Raw genomic sequence first — 18,210 nt, 5'->3', positions numbered from 1 at the left:
GGATGAGTGAGCGGGCGGGTGGGGACGAGACGGTGCGGCAGTGGCGGGAGGGCGCCGGGCGGGGGGACCTCGTGCTCCTCGACGGGTTCCACGCGCTGAAGCACGCCCTGCGCTTCGGAGCGGACGTGCACATGGTCGTCGCCGACGATCCCGGCGCCGTACGGGCACTGGCCCGGGAGCTGGCGCCGGATGTCGAGGCCGAGGTGGTCCGCCTGGTGCGGCCGGCCGTGCTCAAGGAGCTGCTGCCCCGCGTCCACCCCACCGGGGTCGCGGCCCTCGCCGTACGGCCCGACCGGGCCGCGGGTCTCGCGGGCCTGCGGCGGACCCCCAGGCCCGCGCCCGTCGTCGTCCTCGACAACCCCCGCAACCTCGGCAACGTCGGAGCCGTCGTCCGCCTCGCCGCCGGTTTCGGCGCCACCGGCGTGGTGACCCGCGGCGACCTCGACCCCTGGCACCCGAACGTGGTCCGGGCCGGCGCCGGACTGCACTACGCCACCACCGTCGAACGCCTCGCCCTGGACGAGCTGCCGCCCGGGCCGCTCTACGCGCTCGATCCGGAGGGCGAGGACATCCGGGCCCTCACCCTCCCGGACGACGCGCTGCTGGCCTTCGGCTCGGAACGGCACGGGATCTCCCCCGAGCTGCGCGCGCGGGCCGACCACCTGGTGTCATTGCCGATGCGCCCCCAGGTCTCCAGCTACAACCTCGCCACCAGCGTGGCCATGGCCCTCTTCCACTGGGGCGGCCCGCCGGCCGCCTCCGGACAGGGCGGAGAGAATCTCTAGGACACCCCGGCCACGATCGCCGCGGCCCTGCCGAGCGGCGGTGGTCGTCGGCACCGGACGGCCCAGGTGGACGCCTCCGCCCGCACCTGCGGGGAGGAGGCGACACGCCTGAACGGGCGGGCGCGGGATGCGCCCGGCGACTACGCCTGGCGGCGGACCTCCACTACACGGAAGCGGTTCGCGACGAAGGCGCCGTCGCACAGCGCGGCGTTGGCCGCGGGGTTGCCGCCGGAGCCGTGGAAGTCCGAGAAGGCCGCCGTCTGGTTGACGTAGACCCCGCCGGTCAGGTTCAGGGAGAGCTGCGCGGACTCCTCCAGGCAGACCTCCTCGACCGCCCGCTCGGTGTCCGTGGAGGTGGTGTAGGCGCCGACCGTCATGGCGCCCTTCTCGCGCACGGTGCGGCGCAGCAGGTCCAGCGCGTCCGCCGTGGAGTCCACGGCCACCGCGAAGGACACCGGGCCGAAGCACTCCGACAGGTACGGCGCGGAGTCGTCCGCCTTGCCGGCGTCCAGCTTGACCATCACCGGCGTACGGACCACCGCGTCCGGGAACTCGGGGTTGGCGACCTCGCGGGAGGCCAGCGCGACCTCGCCGAGGCCGGCCGCCGCCTCCAGGCGGGCCTTGACGTCCGGGTTGACCAGCGCGCCGAGCAGCGCGTTGGCCCGGGCGTCGTCGCCGAGCAGGCCGCCCACCGAGGCCGCCAGGTCGGCCACGACCTCGTCGTACGACTTGTGGCCGGCGTCCGTCGCGATGCCGTCGCGCGGGATCAGCAGGTTCTGCGGGGTGGTGCACATCTGGCCGCTGTAGAGCGACAGGGAGAAGGCCAGGTTGGCCAGCATCCCCTTGTAGTTGTCGGTGGAGTCCAGGACGACGGTGTTGACGCCCGCCTTCTCCGTGTAGACCTGCGCCTGGCGGGCGTTGGCCTCCAGCCAGTCGCCGAACTCCGTGGAGCCGGTGTAGTCGATCAGCTTGATCTCGGGGCGGACGGCGAGGTCCTTGGCGATGCCCTCACCCGGACGCTCGACCGCGAGCGCGACCAGGTTCGGGTCGAAGCCCGTCTCCGCGAGGACCTCACGCGCCACCTGCACGGTCAGCGCGAGCGGGAGCACGGCCCGCGGGTGCGGCTTGACCAGCACCGGGTTGCCGGTGGCGAGCGAGGCGAACAGGCCCGGGTAGCCGTTCCAGGTCGGGAAGGTGTTGCAGCCGATCACGAGGGCGATGCCGCGGGGGACCGCGGTGAAGGTCTTGCCGAGCTCCAGCGGGTCCTTCTTGCCCTGCGGCTTCGACCAGTCGGCCTGCCCCGGGACCCGGGTCTGCTCCTCGTACGCGTACGCCACGGCCTCCAGGCCGCGGTCCTGCGCGTGGGGACCGCCCGCCTGGAAGGCCATCATGAAGGCCTGGCCGCTGGTGTGCATGACCGCGTGCGCGAACTCGTGGGTGCGGGCCGAGATGCGGGCCAGGATCTCGATGCAGACCAGGGCGCGCGCCTCCGGGCCCGCGTCGCGCCAGGCGGCCATGCCGGCCTTCATCGCGGGCAGCAGCACGTCCACGTCCACGTGCGGGTACTCGACGCCGAGCTCCGGGCCGTACGGGGACTTCTCGGCGCCCGTCCAGCCGTCGGTGCCGGGCTGGCCGAGGTCCAGCCGGGTCCCGCGGAGCGCCTCGAAGGCGGCCAGCCCGTCGGCCGGGGCGCTCTCGCCGTACGCCTTGGGGTGTTCGGGATGCGGGGACCAGTAGGCGCGGCTGCGGATCGCCGACAGGGCCTGGTCCAGGGTGGGCCGGTGCTTGGCGGACAGCTGGGGGACGGTGAGCTCGGCGGCCATCAGGGACCAACTCCTCGTTGAGCCGGGCGAAGGAGAGCAGACTGGAGTTAGAGTAACCGAACGATCGGTCGGGACAAGAGGGCCCGGCGGACCTGTGGACAAGTCGGTGCGGGAGGATCAGGACATGACAGCAATCGAGCGGTCCCGCACTGTGGCGGTCGTCGGAGCGGGCACCATGGGCCAGGGCATCGCCCAGGTCGCCCTTCTCGCAGGCCACCGCGTGCTGATCTACGACATCGACGCCGCCCTCGCCTCGGACGGCGTCGGCATCGTGCAGGACCGTGTCGAGCGGATGGCCGCGAAGGGCCGTCTGGACCCGGCCGAGGCCGAGGAGGCAGCCGGCCGGGTCGCCGCCGCCGGCGCCCTCGCCGACCTCGCCGGTGCCGCCCTCGTCATCGAGGCCGTCGTCGAGAACGTCGGGATCAAGCAGGCCCTCTTCGCGGCTCTGGAGGACGTGCTGGAGCCGGACGCGCTGCTCGCCACGAACACCTCCTCCCTCTCCGTCACCGAGCTCGCCGCGGGCCTCGCGCACCCGGGCCGCTTCCTCGGCCTGCACTTCTTCAACCCGGCCCCGCTGCTCCCGCTCGTCGAGGTGGTCAGCGGCTCCGCGACCGACCCGGACGCCGCCGAGCGCGCGTACCGCACGGTCCTCGGCTGGGGGAAGACGCCGGTCCGCTGCGCCGACACCCCCGGCTTCATCGTCAACCGGATCGCCCGCCCCTTCTACGCCGAGGCCTTCGCGGTGTACGAGGAGCAGGGCTCCGACCCGGCCACCATCGACGCCGTGCTCCGCGAGAGCGGCGGCTTCAAGATGGGCCCCTTCGCGCTGACCGACCTGATCGGCCAGGACGTCAACGAGGCCGTGACCCGCTCCGTGTGGGAGTCCTTCTTCCGCAGCCCCAAGTTCACCCCGTCCCTCGTGCAGCGCCGACTGGTCCAGTCGGGCCGCCTGGGCCGCAAGTCGGGGCACGGCTGGTACCCGTACGGCCCGGACGCGGTCGCCGCGCAGCCGCACACCGCCGGGCCCGAGGAGGCCCCGGACAAGGTGACCGTCGTCGGCGACCTCGGCCCGGCCGCCGAACTGGCCGACCTGCTGGAGGAGGCCGGGATCGCGGTCACGGCCACCGAGCAGGGCGGCCCGTACATCCAGCTGCCCGGCGAGGGGCAGCTCGTCCTCGCGGACGGCAAGACCTCCGTCGAGTTCGCGGACGTCGTCTACTTCGACCTCGCGCTCGACTACCGGGGCGCCACCCGGATCGCGCTCTCCGCCAGCGAGGACACCAGCGAGCGCACCCTCGCCGAGGCGATCGGCCTCTTCCAGAAGCTCGGCAAGCAGGTCTCCGTCATCGGCGACGTCCCCGGCATGATCGTCGCCCGGACCGTCGCGATGCTGATCGACCTCACCGCCGACGCCGTCGCCCGCGGCGTGGCCTCCGCAGAGGACATCGACACCGCGATGCGGCTCGGCGTCAACTACCCCCTGGGCCCCTCCGAATGGAACGAGCGGCTCGGCCAGGACTGGGCCTACGACCTGCTGCACCACCTCGACGAGCGCTGTCCCGGCGGCCGGTACGCGCCCTCGCTGGCGCTGTTCAAGCTGGGTTACGCGGCGGGCGACGAGGAGGGCGCGCGGTGACCACGGTCAAACGCGACACCTACACCCCGGAGACGCTGCTGTCCGTGGCCGTCCAGGTCTTCAACGAGCGCGGCTACGACGGCACCTCGATGGAGCACCTCTCCAAGGCCGCGGGCATCTCGAAGTCCTCGATCTACCACCACGTCACGGGCAAGGAGGAGCTCCTGCGGCGGGCCGTCAGCCGCGCCCTCGACGGGCTCTTCGCGGTCCTGGAGGAGCCGGGGGCGGTCCGCGGCCGGGCCGTCGAGCGCGTCGAGTACGTCACGCGCCGCACGGTCGAGGTGCTGGTCTGCGAGCTGCCGTATGTGACGCTGCTGCTGAGGGTCCGGGGCAACACCCGGACCGAGCGGTGGGCGCTGGAGCGCCGCCGGGAGTTCGACCACCAGGTCGCGGACCTGCTCAAGGCCGCCGCCGCGGACGGCGACCTGCGGGCGGACGTGGACATCCGCCTCGCCACCCGCCTCCTGTTCGGCATGGTGAACTCGCTGGTCGAGTGGTACCGCCCGCACCCGGGCACCGGCCCGGAACAGCTGGCGGACGCAGTCGTCCACATGGCGTTCGACGGCCTGCGCACCGTTCGCTGACCAGCTCCGGGCCGCGCGCCGACCGCCCGCTGACCGCTCCCGGAACGGCCGGAAGCGGCCGCACCGGGGGCGTCGTGCCACCCGGACGGGCTACTGCTCCTCGGCGATGGCCGGGGGGCCGCCGGACGGGCCGGGGCCGGGGGCCAAGAGGTCCGTTTCCTCGAAGACCAGCAGGGTGCGCGTCGAGAGGACCTCCGGGATGGCCTGGAGGCGGGTCAGGACCAGCTCGCGCAGGGTCCGGTTGTCCGGGGTGTGCACCAGGAGCAGTACGTCGAAGTCCCCGCTGACCAGGGCGATGTGCGCGGCGCCCGGGAGCTCGCGCAGCTGTTCGCGGACCGTGCGCCAGGAGTTCTGGACGATCTTCAGGGTGATGTAGGCGGAGGCGCCCTGGCCCGCGCGCTCGTGGTTGACGCGGGCCGTGAACCCGCGGATCACCCCGTCGTCGATGAGCCGGTTGATCCGCGCGTACGCGTTCGCGCGCGAGACGTGCACCTGCTCGGCCACCGAGCGTATGGAGGCCCGGCCGTCCGCCTGCAGAAGCCGCATGATCGACCGGTCGATCGGGTCCAGGGGCCGGGGTGTGACGGGCGGGACTGCGGAGGCTCCCGGTGCGGCCCCCGGTGGAACCGGTGCGGAACCCGCCGCGGCCATTTGTTCATCCGGCATTGCCCGATGCCTCCCTCTCCTGGACGTCCTGCATCCATCCCAGGGCCCCGGCGCCAGTTTGTCCACAGCCTGGAGCCGCCTGTAGCCAAAATGCGCAGGCAACCGAACAATCGGTAGGTGAGGGGCCTCACACCCGGGGCCACCCCTGCCCGCTTCCCACGAGGAGGTGTACGCCGCCATGACGGTCCAAGAGCTGCCCGGTGCCGGTGCGTCCCACCGTCCCACCCCGCCGCCTGCCTGGAGGCCCCGTACGGACGCCGCCCCGCTGCTCCCGGACGCCGAGCCCTACCGGGTGCTGGGCACCGAGGCGGCCGACCGTCTCGACCCCGCGCTGATGCGCCGGTGCTACGCCGAACTGGTGCGCGGCCGTCGCTACAACGCCCAGGCCACGGCGCTCACCAAGCAGGGCCGGCTCGCGGTGTACCCCTCCACCGTCGGCCAGGAGGCCTGCGAGATCGCGGCCGCGATGGTCCTGGAAGAGCAGGACTGGCTCTTCCCGAGCTACCGCGACACCCTGGCGGCCGTGGCGCGCGGACTGGACCCCGTACAGGCGCTGACCCTGCTGCGCGGCGACTGGCACACCGGCTACGACCCGCGCGAGCACCGCATAGCCCCGCTCTCGACCCCGCTCGCCACCCAGCTGCCGCACGCGGTGGGCCTGGCGCACGCGGCGCGGCTGCGCGGCGACGACGTCGTCGCCCTCGCCATGGTCGGCGACGGCGGCACCAGTGAGGGCGACTTCCACGAGGCGCTGAACTTCGCCGCCGTCTGGAAGGCTCCGGTGGTCTTCCTCGTGCAGAACAACGGCTTCGCGATCTCCGTCCCGCTCGCCAAGCAGACCGCCGCCCCGACGCTGGCCCACAAGGCCGTCGGATACGGCATGCCGGGCCGGCTGGTCGACGGCAACGACATCGCCGCGATGCACGAGGTGCTGTCCGAGGCCGTCCGGCGGGCGCGCTCCGGCGGCGGCCCGACCCTGATCGAGGCCGTCACGTACCGCATGGAGGCGCACACGAACGCCGACGACGCGACGCGCTACCGCGGTGACGCCGAGGTCGAGGCGTGGAAGGCGCACGACCCGATCGACCTGCTGGAGCGCGAGCTGACCGCGCGCGGGATCCTCGACGAGGCGGGCATCACGGCCGCGCGCGACGAGGCCGAGGCGATGGCGGCGTCCCTGCGCGACGGGATGAACGCCGATCCGGTGGTGGACCCGATGGATCTGTTCGCGCACGTCTACGCGGACCAGACGGACCGCCTGCGCGAGCAGGCGGCCATGCTCCGTGCCGAGCTGGAAGCCGAGGACCAGGCGTGACGACGGTGGCGGCGAAGTCCGCGAAGACGGGTGCCAAGCCCGCGACGATGGCGCAGGCCCTGACGCGGGCGATGCGCGACGCGATGGCCGAGGACCCGACGGTCCACGTCATGGGCGAGGACGTCGGGACGCTGGGCGGGGTCTTCCGCATCACGGACGGCCTGGCGAAGGAGTTCGGCGAGGACCGCTGCACGGACACCCCCCTCGCGGAGGCCGGGATCCTGGGCACGGCCGTCGGCATGGCCATGTACGGGCTGCGGCCCGTGGTGGAGATGCAGTTCGACGCCTTCGCCTACCCGGCCTTCGAGCAGCTGATCTCGCACGTGGCGAAGATGCGCAACCGCACCCGCGGCGCCATGCCGCTGCCGATCACCATCCGCGTGCCGTACGGCGGCGGCATCGGCGGCGTGGAGCACCACTGCGACTCCTCCGAGGCGTACTACGTGGCGACGCCCGGCCTGACGGTGGTCACCCCGGCGACCGTCGAGGACGCGTACGGGCTGCTGCGCGCGTCGATCGCGAGCGACGACCCGGTGGTCTTCCTGGAGCCCAAGCGGCTCTACTGGTCGAAGGCCGACTGGTCGCCTCAGGCGCCGGCGGCCGTCCCGGGCATCGGCAAGGCCCTCGTCCGGCGGACGGGTACGAGCGCCACCCTGATCACCTACGGCCCGTCGCTGCCGGTCTGCCTGGAGGCGGCCGAGGCGGCCCGCGAGGAGGGCTGGGACCTGGAGGTCGTCGACCTGCGCTCCCTGGTCCCCTTCGACGAGGAGACGGTCGTGGAGTCCGTACGCCGCACCGGGCGTGCGGTCGTCGTCCACGAGGCCGGCGGCTTCGGCGGACCGGGCGCGGAGATCGCCGCCCGTGTCACCGAGCGGTGCTTCCACCACCTGGAGGCCCCGGTGCTGCGGGTGACGGGCTTCGACATCCCGTACCCGCCGCCGATGCTGGAGAAGTACCACCTGCCCGGAGTCGAGCGGATCCTGGACGCCGTGGCCCGCCTGCAGTGGGAGAACTGATGCCGCAGGTCATGGAATTCAGGCTGCCGGACCTCGGTGAGGGTCTGACCGAGGCCGAGATCGTGCGGTGGCTGGTGGCGGTCGGCGACGTCGTCGCCATCGACCAGCCGGTCGTCGAGGTCGAGACGGCCAAGGCGATGGTGGAGGTGCCCTGCCCGTACGGCGGCGTGGTCACCGCCCGCTTCGGAGAGGAGGGCGAGGAGCTGCCGGTCGGCGCCCCGCTGATCACTGTGGCGGTGGGTGTGCAGTCGATGCCCGCCGGGGCCGCGGAGACCGCCGAGGCCGAAGGCTCCGGCGAGGCTCCCCGGCCGCTGATCGGCTACGGCTCGGACCACTCGCGCCCGGCGCGTCGGCGACGGGTGCGACCCGTCACCGCCGCGGTGTCGGCGCCGGCCGCGGCCCCCGCTCCCGTCGAGGTGGCCCCGGCCGCTGCTGCTGCCGCTCCTGCCGCTCCTGCCGCGCCGGCCGTTCCCGCCGGGCCGGTGCCCGTCATCTCGCCGCTCGTGCGCAAGCTCGCCAGGGACCACGGGGTGGACCTGCGCGCGCTGCGCGGCTCCGGGCCGGAGGGCCTGATCCTGCGGGCCGACGTCGAGGCGGCCCTGGCCGCACTGCGGGAGCCGGCCCCCGCCCCCGCCGCGGTCGCGGTGGCGGCGCAGGGCGAGCGGATCCCGCTCAAGGGGCTGCGCGGCGCGGTCGCCGAGAAGCTGTCGCGCAGCCGCCGGGAGATCCCGGACGCCACCTGCTGGGTCGACGCGGACGCCACCGAGCTGATGGCGGCCCGGGCCGCGATGAACGCCGTGGGCGGCCCCAAGATCTCGGTGCTCGCGCTGCTGGCACGGATCTGCACGGCCGCGCTGGCCAAGTACCCGGAGCTGAACTCCACCGTGGACCTCGCGGCCAAGGAGATCGTCCGGCTCTCGTCGGTGCACCTGGGCTTCGCCGCGCAGACCGAGCGGGGCCTGGTGGTCCCGGTCGTCCGGGACGCGCAGGGCCGCAACCCGGAGTCGCTGTCGGCGGAGTTCGCGCGACTGACCGAGCTCGCCCGCGCGGGCAAGCTGGCCCCGGCCGACCTGACGGGCGGCACCTTCACCCTGAACAACTACGGGGTGTTCGGGGTCGACGGCTCCACGCCGATCGTCAACCACCCGGAGGCGGCGATGCTCGGCGTCGGCCGGATCATCGACAAGCCGTGGGTCCACGAGGGGCAGTTGGCGGTGCGCAAGGTCGTCCAGCTGTCGTTGACCTTCGACCACCGGGTCTGCGACGGCGGCACGGCGGGCGGCTTCCTCCGCTACGTCGCGGACTGCGTGGAGTCCCCGGCGGTACTGCTGCGCACGCTCTAGCCGTGCGGCGCGGGGGCGGGGCTGAGAGACCGGGGCCCCGCCCCGGACCCCCGCGCCTCACACGCCGCGGGGCGGGATGCGCCGGCCCGTCCGGTGTTCGAGGACCGACTCCGGGCAGAGCCCGGCTGGGTCCCTGACGGAGCCGGGGTACGGCGAACGCGGACGGAGCCGCGGGACGGCGAAACGGGCCGCGGCGGGGCGGGGCCCCGCGCGGCGGCCACCGCCCCCGCTCACACCGTGAGAAGGAGTTTGCCCACGTGGGTGCTCGACTCCATGACCCGGTGGGCCTCGGCCGCATCCCGCATCGGGAACACCGCATGGACCACCGGCCGCACCCGGCCGGCGGCCACCAGCGGCCACACGTGTTCCCGCACGGCGGCGACGATCGCCGCCTTCTCCTCCAGCGGCCGCGCCCGCAGCGACGTGGCGGTGATCGCCGCCCGCTTCGCCAGCAGCGCACCCAGGTTCAGCTCGGCCTTCACCCCGCCCTGGAGCCCGATCACCGCGAGCCGGCCGTTCACGGCCAGGGCGTCCACGTTCCGCGAGAGGTACTTGGCGCCCATGATGTCCAGGATCACGTCCGCCCCGGCCCCGCCCGTCGCCTCCCGCACCGCGGCGACGAAGTCCTGCTCGCGGTAGTCGATGAGGATGTCCGCCCCCAGCTCCTTGCAGCGGGCCAGTTTCTCCGGGCCGCCGGCCGTGACGGCGACCCTCGCGCCCACCGCCTTGCCCAGCTGGATCGCCATCGTCCCGATACCGCTGGCCCCGCCGTGCACCAGCAGGGTCTCGCCGGGCCGCAGTCCGGCCACCATGAACACGTTGGACCACACCGTCGTGACGACCTCGGGCAGCGCCGCAGCCGTCACCAGGCCCACCCCCGGAGGAACCGGCAGCAGCTGCCCGGCCGGCACGGCGACCCGCTGCGCGTAGCCGCCGCCGGCCAGCAGGGCGCAGACCTCGTCGCCCACCGACCAGCCGGAGACGCCCGCCCCGAGGGCGGCGATCCGCCCGGAGCACTCCAGCCCCGGAAGGCGCGAGGCGCCGGGCGGCGGATCGTAGAAGCCCTGCCGCTGGAGGACGTCGGCGCGGTTCACGGCGCTCGCCGCGACCTCGACGAGGACCTCGCCCTCGCCCGGTACCGGATCGGGAACGTCGGCCCAGACGAGGGCCTCGGGGCCGCCGGGCTGCTCGATGGTGATCGCATGCATGGCCCGGAGGCTACGTCACGGAGCGGCTACTCGGCAGGACCCAGTGTCGTCCTCGACGTGGTGGGCGGCGCCGCCCGCACGATGGTGATGAGACGGTCCGTCAGCTGGAGGGGGCTCGCGTGCGGGTCGTCGTACGGCAGCAGCCGGTGCCCGCGGAGCACGTTCACGACCAGGTCGTCGGTGTCGCGCACCGACTTGCCGACCTCGGCCTTGCGGACGGGCCGTTCGATGAGGTCCAGGCCGCTGCCCTGCTGGATCAGGTCCTCCATCACGGTGCCCGCGCTCGGGCTGAGCACCGAGAGGCCCAGCAGCCGACCGGCCGCGCTCGCGCTCGTGATGACCGCGTCGGCCCCGGACTGGCGCAGCAGCGGGGCGTTCTCCTCCTCGCGCACCGCGGCGACGATCTTCGCTCCGCGGTTGAGCTGCCGGGCCGTCAGCGTGACCAGGACCGCGGTGTCGTCGCGCTGTGTGGCGATGACGACCTGACGGGCCCTCTGGAGCTCGGCGCGGAGCAGTACGTCCGAGCGGGTGGCGTCGCCGACCACGCCCGTGAACCCCTCGGCGTTGGCCATGTCGATGACCTTGGCGCTGGGGTCGACGACGACGACCTGTTCCCTGGAGAGGCCGGTGGCCAGCAGTGTCAGGAGGGCCGAGCGGCCCTTCGTACCGAAGCCGACGACGACCGTGTGTTCGCGCAAGTTCTTCCTCCAGCGCTTCAGCCGCCACTCTTCCCTCGTCCGTTCCGTCAGGACTTCGAGGGTGGTACCGACGAGGATGATCAGGAACAGCACGCGTAGCGGCGTGATCAGCATGATGTTGATCAGTCGTGCGCTGTCGCTGTAGGGGACGATGTCGCCGTAGCCGGTCGTCGACAGCGTCACCGTGGCGTAGTAGAAGCAGTCGAGGAGATCGACCGTCTCGTTGGCGTTGTCGTGGTAGCCGTCGCGGTCCAGCCACACGATGAAGACCGTGAGGAGGAGGACGAACAAGGCCATCAGCAGGCGCTTGGCGACCTGCCGCAGCGGATGTTCGACGATGCGCCTGGGCAGCTTGATACGCCGGGAGACGAGCTTCTCGTCCGCCCCGCGGGCCATGGCGTCCTGTCCGGGCAGTTTCACGTGAAACATCCTCCCGAAGCCCACGGCAGGTCGAGGACCTCCAGCTCCTGCCCGGACCGGGCGCCCTTGGGCGGTACGACGGCCAGCGCGTCCGCGGTCGCCACGCCGCGCAGCATCGCGGGGCCGTGGTAGCGCAGCGGTACGGCATGCTCGTCGTCGAGCCGGACCGGTACCAGCCGGGTGTCGTGCGGGTGGCCCGGTACGTCGCCGCGCACGGGCGCCGTGTAGCGCGGGCGCGGGCGGCGGCCCGCGAGGGCGCGCAGCAGCGGCTCGGCGAGGGTCAGCAGGCCGGAGACGGCGGCGAGGGGGTTGCCGGGGAGCCCGACCACGTGCCGCCCGTCCGCCCGGTCGCCGATCCGCGCCAGCAGCATCGGGTGCCCTGGACGGACCGCCACCCCGTCGACGAGCAGCCGGGCGCCGGCCTTCTCCAGGACGGGGTGGACGTGGTCGACGGGGCCGGAGGCGGTGCCGCCGGTGGTGACCACGACATCGGCGGTGGATGTGGTGACGGCCTCCAGCAGGGCCGCGGCCCCGTCCGGGTCGTCGCCGAGCGTCCGGGTGCCGGTGACCTCGGCGCCCAGACGTGTGAGCCACGGTGCCAGCATGGGACTGAGGGCGTCGCGGATCAGCCCGTCGTGCGGGCGGCCCTCGGTGAGCAGCTCGTCGCCCAGCACCAGGATCTCCACGCGGGGGCGGGGCCTGGTGGTCAGCTCGTCGTAGCCCGCGGCGGCGGCGAGGCCGAGCACGGCGGGGGTGACCAGCGAACCGGCGGGCAGCAGCAGGTCCCCCGAGCGGCATTCCTGGCCGCGCGGGCGGATGTCCTGGCCGGTGACGACGGGCCGGCCGGCGAAGAGCTGCCCGCCCGCCTCGTTGCAGCGCTCGCTGCGGATGACCGCGGTGGTGTCGGCGGGGATCCGGGCGCCGGTGGCGATCCGGACGGCCTCGCCGTCGGCGAGCGGTTCCGGTCGGCCGGAGCCGGCGAGGACGCCCTCGCCGGCGCGGACGTGCCACGGGCCGGGGCCGGCCACGGCCCAGCCGTCCATGGCGGAGGTGTCGAAGGACGGCAGGTCGGTCAGCGCGTCCAGGGAGGCGGCCAGGACCTCGCCGAGGGCGTCGCCGAGGGGCACGCCATGGGTACGGGCCCGCACCCCGGCGCCGGCGTGGGTGGCGACGTCCCGGGCCTGCGGCCAGGAGGCGGACCGGTGGCCGCCTTCGCCGCCGCCCTCCGGGGTACGGCTGACCAGGGCCAGGGCCTCGTCGAGGTCCTGCTCGGCGGAGTTCGTGGGGGTCATCCCGAGCCGTTCTCTCCGGTGGCGGCGTCGGCCTCCGCCTCGGCGGCCCAGCGCAGCGCCAGGTCGGCGGCCTTGCGGGAGGCCTCGGCCACGGCCTGGGCGGGGTCGGCGCCGGTGGCGGCGGCGTGGGCGGCCGCGTAACCGACCAGGAAGGTGGTCAGCGGGGCGGCGGGGCGGGCGACGCCGTGGGCGGCGTCCCGGGCGAGGTCGAGCAGGGTCTTGGTGTCGACGGCGAGGTCGATGCCCAGCTCGCTCTTGACGGCGGTGATCCATTGGTCCAGCACGGTTCCATGCTCCCTGATCCGGGCGCGGGCGAGGGAGAGATCGTCCCAGGTGTCGCAGTCGAAGGAGGCGAGGGGCTGCGCCTCGACGGAAGCCAGCTCCAGTTCCGCGGTGAGCGCGCGCAGCGGGAGCCCGCCGAGGCCGCCGTGCTCGGTGGCGAGCAGCGCGATCTCACGGCGCAGGGGCTCGGCCCGGTAGGCGGCGACCAGCGGCTGGCCACGGCCGTCGGGATCCCGCAGCATCGCCCCGTCCGTGCCGTGCGCGTCGGCCGCGGCCAGCAGGGCCCGTACGGTCTCGCAGTCCAGGAACGGCAGGTCCGCGGAGAGTACGAGGACCAGCCCGGCGGTGGTCTCGCGCAGCCCGGCGTCCAGCGCGGCGACGGGGCCGCCCCCGGGCGGGTCCTCCCGCGTCCACCGCACGGGGCGCGCCGTGGGCCGGCGGCCGCCGACCACGACGGTGTGCAGGGCGTCCGGGCAGGCGTCGAGGACGCGGTCGAGGAGCGCCCGCCCGCCGACGCTCAGCGCGGGCTTGTCCACCCCGCCGAGGCGCCGAGCGGCGCCGCCGGCCAGCACGATCGCGTCGTAGCTCATGCCCATGAGTATGCGCGGCCCATGTCCCGGCTCCGACACCCGCCCACCCGGAGCCCGCGCCGCACACGCCGGCGGGGCCGGACATGGGTGCGGGCCCGGTCCGTGGACCGGGCCCGCTGACCGCCGGAGGCCAGTGCCGCGCCTGACGCGGTACCAGGTCCTGTCTGGAGTTCCCCCGCGGCGTTGCGGCGTCTGGCACCGCCGCTGTCGTCAGTCGCCGACGCTCCGCGTCGACTCCCTCCTCCGCCTTGGATCCGACGGCACCGGACGCCGCTCCTTCTCCCGCGCTGGAACTCCAGACAGGACCTAGAGGTACGGGCCCGAGCGGAGTGCGCCGTGGCCGCCGTCTTCCTCGTCGTCGTGGTGGCCACCCGGAGGCAGGGCGCGGCGCATCTGCTCCAACTGGGCCCGCGCGGCCATCTGCTGTGCGAACAGAGCGGTCTGGATGCCGTGGAAGAGGCCCTCCAGCCAGCCCACCAACTGAGCCTGCGCGATGCGCAGTTCGGCCTCGGAGGGAATGGCCTCCTCGGTGAACGGGAGGGACAGGCGCTCCAGTTCCTCCACGAGCTCGGGGGCCAGGCCGTCCTCCAGCTCCTTCACGGAGGCTGCGTGGATGTCCTTAAGCCTGACCCGGCTCGCCTCGTCGAGGGGCGCGGCGCGCACCTCTTCCAGGAGTTGCTTGATCATGCTGCCGATCCGCATGACCTTGGCGGGCTGTTCGACCATTTCCGTCACCGGGACCTCGCGGGACTCGTCATCGGCGTCGCCGACCGCCGTCCCGTCCTGTCCCACGATCAGGACGTGCGGGGGACTGTCCTGCGACCGTTCACTCCTCGGCATCTCCATGCCGTCATTCTCTCGCACACCTTCGCTCTCACTCGGTGTGCCCCCGTGCAGGCGTGATCCACCCTGTACGGGGGCACCGGACTCAGCCCGCGGCCCGGCGGGCCAGCGCGCCGCTGGAGCGGGTGACCAGCGCCGCGAGCAGGGCCGCGCCCAGCGGTACCGCGACGAGCAGCTGGGCGAGGGTCTCCCACGGCACGGCGATCGGAACGAACGGCACGGACTCGCCCGCCAGGGAGTAGCCTTCGTCGACGGCGCGTTGGGCGAGCGCCTCCAGTTCCCGGCGCTGCGTCAGGCGCAGGCCGACCGCGGGCAGGATGCCGGCCGCCGAGCCCAGGACGACGCCCATCAGGGCCACCACCCCGCACTGGAAGCCGCTCAGCGTCCGCCGCACCCGCGGCGGGGCGCCCACCGCGGCCAGCGTCTTCAGATCGGCCTCGGCGTCGGCCTGGGAGAGACCGGTGGCGATGCCGGCCGCGCCGATGGTGACCAGGCCGGCGAAGACGGTCAGGGCGAGCAGGACCAGGCTGTCGTCGCCCTGGTATCCCGCTTCGATCCGCAGGGAGGCCTCCACGCCCATCCGGTCGATGTCGCCGGCGACCCTCTGCCGCTGCTCGGAGGACGCCGTCCCGTCGAGGGCGAAGTACGAGCCGATCGGTGCCGTGGTCAGCCCCGCGGCCTGGACCGCCTCGGGCGGCAGGATCAGTTCGAGGCCCCAGGCCTCGGTGCCTTCCGGGGCCAGGTGGACGGGGATGGTTTTGTCCACGCCGACCGGTTCCGTGGCCGGACCGGCGAAGGTGTCGTCCCCGTCCGGTCCGGAGATGATCCGCAGGGTGAGCTTGCCGTCCTTGACCTGGCGCTTGTCGAAGGCGACGGCCCGGCCCTGCTTGAGAGCCGACACGGAGCCCGGATCGGTGACCGCGAGCACGCTCAGCAGCTTCTCGTCGGCGACGACCGTGGCGTACGGCGTGCCTCGCATGAGGTCCTTGCAGCGCCAGTCCTGGCGCAGTCGGCGGGCCTCCGCGTCGCTGAAGGCGTCGGAGCCCTCGTGGGTCTCGTAGAGCGGGCACCGCTGGTCCTTGGGCGTGATGATCTCGGCGCGGCCGCAGGCCGGGTCCCGGGAGTACGTCTCGCAGCCCGGCATGCCGACGACCAGCCGGTCCACGTCCGCGCGCTGGACCACCGGGAGCTGCTTGGTGAGGGACTCGCGCAGGGCGGGGACCTCCTTGTAGGCGCCGTTCTCGGAGGTCAGCAGCAGGCCGGTGCCGTGCGGCAGGTCGGCGACGTACTCGTGCCGGCTCTGGATGTCGCTGCTGTGCTGGTACGTGGCCACCGCCACGGTGCCGGCGACAGCGGCCAGGACCGCGGCCACGGCGGGTGCCGTACGGCCCCGGTTGCGCACGGCGTCGCGCAGCGCGAGCCGCGGGGAGAGCGGGAGCCAGCGTCCGAGCCGTCCGAAGAGGCCGACCAGGACCGGCGTGAGGGCGACGACGCCCAGCTCGGCGAGGGCGCTGCCGCCCGCCACGACGGTGGAGCCCATGTCCGACGCGCTGCCGTACAGGGCGATCCCGGCGCCGCCGGCGACGGCGACCAGTCCGATGACCGGCAGCACCCGGTTGGAGCGGCGCACACCGCGGCGGCCGGTCAGCGAGGCCAGCACCGTCTGCCGGGACGCGGTGACCGCGGGGACGATCGCGGACAGCAGTCCGGTCACCACGGCGAGCACGGCGATGCCGGCCAGTTCCAGCGGGCGGAAGTCCAGGCCGCCGAAGCGGTTGCCGAGCTGCTCCTCCAACACCGGCTGGAGCGCGATGGTCAGGGTGATGCCGATCGCGGTGCCGCTGACGGCGGCCGCGGCGCCGATGACGAGGCCGCCGGAGAGCACGATGGATCGGATGTGGCGGCGGTCACCGCCGTTGGCGCCGACCAGGCCGAGCTGGCGGCGCGAGCGGCGGGCGCCGACCGCGAAGGCCGGTCCGGCGAGCAGGCAGATCTCCAGCATGGCCAGGCCCACGATCGTGGCCAGGATGGCCATTTCGGTGGCGCTGCCGGCGCTGCGCTGGAACTGCTCCTTGGGCTCCTGCCGGTAGAGGGGGACGTCGGCGTCGGCGGGCGGGTGGTTGGCGACCGCGCGGGAGACGACGACCAGGGACTTGGCGTTGGCCGCCTGGACCATGTTCCACGTGAAACCATCACCGCCGACCTTGACCAGGTAGGAGTCGTCCGGGTGCACCCCGGTGCCTCCGGAGGCCTTGAGCGCCTTGTCGAGGGGGGCGATCAGGCTCCCGGGCGGGGCGGTGATCTGGTCCCTCTGGAGGTCGTTCGGCAGCTCGTACGCACCGACGATCTTGTAGGCGGAGGCGGCGCCGCGCGGGGTGACCCTGGAGCCGACGAACAGGCCGGAGTTCTTCAGGAAGGCGTTGGTCGCGACGACCTCGCCCGCCCGCTCGGGCAGCCGGCCGCGGTCGAGCGTGAACAGGCCCTTCGCCAGCGGATCGTGCAGGTCGATCTCGCGCAGGTCGCATTCGAGCAAGCCGTGCTTGGTGCGGACCTTGCCGTAGCCGGCGGAGTCCTTCAGGAGCCGGATCCCGGGCGGGAGTGCGGCTGCCACCTGCTCCGGGGTCTCCTCCCGCGGTTGTGACGGGACGTCGGGGCTGTCGTGGCCGCCGACGGGCACGTAGATCGATCCGTCGGGCACCTGGTAGACGGGCTTGCCCGCGTGCGAGGTGCTGACCCGGGCGTCGGAGGCTCCGACCACGCGGCTGACGGCCTGGTCGGGGGAGAGCTCGGCGCTGCGCAGGGTGAGGTCGGCGGCGCTCACGCCGACGATCGGCAGGGCGATCATCGCGAGGACCAGGGAGCTGCGGCCCTTGGCGCGCCAGGCGTCGCGGCGCGCGATGCGCAGGGCCGCGACCCAGGAGTGGTACCAGCCTTGGAGCGAGGAGGTCACTGGCCGCCCGCCTGCCCGGAGAGGAGGGAGTCGGCGTGGCTGCGCAGGGTCTCGTCGACCACGCTGCCGTCGCGCAGGAAGACCACGCGGTCGGCCCACGCGGCGAAGCGCGGTTCGTGGGTGACGAGGACCCCGGCGGCGCCCGCGTCGCAGCGGGAGCGCAGCAGGGCCAGGACGGACTCGCCCGTCTCCGAGTCGAGGGCGCCGGTGGGCTCGTCGGCGAGGACCAGCCGGCGGTCGCCCACGAGGGCGCGGGCGATGGCCACGCGCTGCTGCTGCCCGCCGGACATCTCGTCGGGGAAGCGGTCGGCGAGGATGCCCAGGTTCATCTCGGCCAGCGCCGCGAGGGCCGCGACGCGGGCCTTGCGGGCCGAGGTGCCGTCCAGTTCGAGGGGGAGGGCCACGTTCTCGGCGGCGGTGAGGGCCGGGATCAGGTTGTAGTCCTGGAAGACGTACCCGATGCTGCGGCGGCGCAGCGCGGCCAGCTGCTTGCGGCTCGCGGTGGTGATGTCGGTGCCCTCGACCAGCACCCTGCCGCTGCTGGGGGTGTCGAGGCCGCCCGCGAGGGTCAGCAGCGTGGACTTGCCGGAGCCGGAAGGGCCCATGACGGCGACGAGTTCGCCGGGGTGGACGGCGAGGTCGATCCCGCGCAGGGCGTGCACTTCGGTGGCGCCGCTGCCGTGGGTGCGGACGAGCCGCTCCAACTGCAGTACGGGTTGCCGGGACTGGCGCTGGTCGGACATGAGGGTTCCCCCCTGG

At 73.8% G+C, this 18,210-nt stretch carries 15 protein-coding genes; 6 read left to right on the top strand and 9 right to left on the bottom strand.

The genetic code is table 11. From position 1 onward, the window contains the following. The first annotated feature begins 2 nt into the window (after positions 1 to 2). Complete coding sequence (locus ACFWFZ_RS25500; protein WP_387125288.1) at positions 3 to 785, top strand: TrmH family RNA methyltransferase; 783 nt, start codon at positions 3 to 5, stop codon at positions 783 to 785. A gap of 140 nt (positions 786 to 925) precedes the next feature. Here the strand turns inward: ACFWFZ_RS25500 and paaN are convergent, their stop codons facing one another. Continuing rightward, positions 926 to 2,608 carry a phenylacetic acid degradation protein PaaN gene (gene paaN, locus ACFWFZ_RS25495; RefSeq protein ID WP_387125287.1) on the bottom strand — a complete coding sequence of 561 codons (1,683 nt, stop codon included), beginning with the start codon at positions 2,606 to 2,608 and terminating at the stop codon, positions 926 to 928. A 124-nt stretch (positions 2,609 to 2,732) separates the two neighbouring features. Here paaN and ACFWFZ_RS25490 point away from each other — a divergent pair, with 124 nt between their 5' ends. Both ACFWFZ_RS25490 and ACFWFZ_RS25485 read left to right on the top strand, forming a co-directional pair. After that, entirely contained in the window at positions 2,733 to 4,244 is a 1,512-nt protein-coding gene (locus ACFWFZ_RS25490) for a 3-hydroxyacyl-CoA dehydrogenase (RefSeq protein ID WP_387125286.1), read from the top strand. Beyond that, positions 4,241 to 4,828 carry a TetR/AcrR family transcriptional regulator gene (locus ACFWFZ_RS25485; RefSeq protein WP_387125284.1) on the top strand — a complete coding sequence of 196 codons (588 nt, stop codon included), beginning with the start codon at positions 4,241 to 4,243 and terminating at the stop codon, positions 4,826 to 4,828. The genes ACFWFZ_RS25490 and ACFWFZ_RS25485 overlap by 4 nt, the downstream gene beginning before the upstream one ends. 90 nt (positions 4,829 to 4,918) lie before the next feature. Here ACFWFZ_RS25485 and ACFWFZ_RS25480 read toward each other — a convergent pair whose 3' ends face one another. Next, positions 4,919 to 5,494 carry an Lrp/AsnC family transcriptional regulator gene (locus ACFWFZ_RS25480; RefSeq protein ID WP_387125283.1) on the bottom strand — a complete coding sequence of 192 codons (576 nt, stop codon included), beginning with the start codon at positions 5,492 to 5,494 and terminating at the stop codon, positions 4,919 to 4,921. A 178-nt stretch (positions 5,495 to 5,672) separates the two neighbouring features. Here ACFWFZ_RS25480 and pdhA point away from each other — a divergent pair, with 178 nt between their 5' ends. From pdhA to ACFWFZ_RS25465, 3 genes are read left to right on the top strand one after another with little or no spacing between them, the layout of a single operon-like run. After that, complete coding sequence (gene pdhA, locus ACFWFZ_RS25475) at positions 5,673 to 6,809, top strand: pyruvate dehydrogenase (acetyl-transferring) E1 component subunit alpha (protein WP_387125282.1); 1,137 nt, start codon at positions 5,673 to 5,675, stop codon at positions 6,807 to 6,809. Between the two features lie 47 nt (positions 6,810 to 6,856). Further along, positions 6,857 to 7,825: an alpha-ketoacid dehydrogenase subunit beta gene (locus ACFWFZ_RS25470; protein WP_387125319.1), complete on the top strand. Its 969-nt coding sequence runs from the start codon at positions 6,857 to 6,859 to the stop codon at positions 7,823 to 7,825. Next, positions 7,825 to 9,168 (top strand): dihydrolipoamide acetyltransferase family protein, encoded by a 1,344-nt coding sequence (locus ACFWFZ_RS25465; RefSeq protein ID WP_387125281.1) that lies wholly within the window; start codon positions 7,825 to 7,827, stop codon positions 9,166 to 9,168. The genes ACFWFZ_RS25470 and ACFWFZ_RS25465 overlap by 1 nt, the downstream gene beginning before the upstream one ends. 230 nt (positions 9,169 to 9,398) lie before the next feature. Here the strand turns inward: ACFWFZ_RS25465 and ACFWFZ_RS25460 are convergent, their stop codons facing one another. The 7 genes from ACFWFZ_RS25460 to ACFWFZ_RS25430 all read right to left on the bottom strand — a co-directional run bounded on the left by ACFWFZ_RS25460 (position 9,399) and on the right by ACFWFZ_RS25430 (position 18,194). Continuing rightward, positions 9,399 to 10,376: an NAD(P)H-quinone oxidoreductase gene (locus ACFWFZ_RS25460; protein WP_387125280.1), complete on the bottom strand. Its 978-nt coding sequence runs from the start codon at positions 10,374 to 10,376 to the stop codon at positions 9,399 to 9,401. Between the two features lie 26 nt (positions 10,377 to 10,402). After that, complete coding sequence (locus ACFWFZ_RS25455; protein ID WP_387125279.1) at positions 10,403 to 11,503, bottom strand: potassium channel family protein; 1,101 nt, start codon at positions 11,501 to 11,503, stop codon at positions 10,403 to 10,405. Beyond that, entirely contained in the window at positions 11,491 to 12,786 is a 1,296-nt protein-coding gene (locus ACFWFZ_RS25450; RefSeq protein ID WP_387125278.1) for a molybdopterin molybdotransferase MoeA, read from the bottom strand. Before ACFWFZ_RS25450 ends, ACFWFZ_RS25455 begins: the two co-directional genes overlap by 13 nt. After that, on the bottom strand, positions 12,783 to 13,658 hold the full coding sequence (locus tag ACFWFZ_RS25445) for an NTP transferase domain-containing protein (protein WP_387125277.1): 876 nt from the start codon (positions 13,656 to 13,658) through the stop codon (positions 12,783 to 12,785). The genes ACFWFZ_RS25450 and ACFWFZ_RS25445 overlap by 4 nt, the downstream gene beginning before the upstream one ends. A gap of 306 nt (positions 13,659 to 13,964) precedes the next feature. Further along, entirely contained in the window at positions 13,965 to 14,504 is a 540-nt protein-coding gene (locus tag ACFWFZ_RS25440) for a bacterial proteasome activator family protein (RefSeq protein WP_387125276.1), read from the bottom strand. Positions 14,505 to 14,586: 82 nt separating this feature from the next. Beyond that, the gene (locus tag ACFWFZ_RS25435) at positions 14,587 to 17,346 is read right to left on the bottom strand and encodes an FtsX-like permease family protein (RefSeq protein ID WP_387125318.1); all 2,760 of its coding nucleotides are present in this window, start codon (positions 17,344 to 17,346) and stop codon (positions 14,587 to 14,589) included. 101 nt (positions 17,347 to 17,447) lie between these two features. Further along, positions 17,448 to 18,194, bottom strand: coding sequence for an ABC transporter ATP-binding protein (locus tag ACFWFZ_RS25430; RefSeq protein ID WP_387125275.1), 747 nt, complete (start codon positions 18,192 to 18,194; stop codon positions 17,448 to 17,450). Positions 18,195 to 18,210: the final 16 nt, after the last annotated feature.

This window comes from Streptomyces sp. NPDC060232, from assembly GCF_042726555.1.
Classification (GTDB): Bacteria; Actinomycetota; Actinomycetes; order Streptomycetales; family Streptomycetaceae; genus Streptomyces.
The sequence above is the reverse complement of the archived record's forward strand: the minus strand, read 5'-3'. Positions and strand labels throughout refer to the sequence as shown.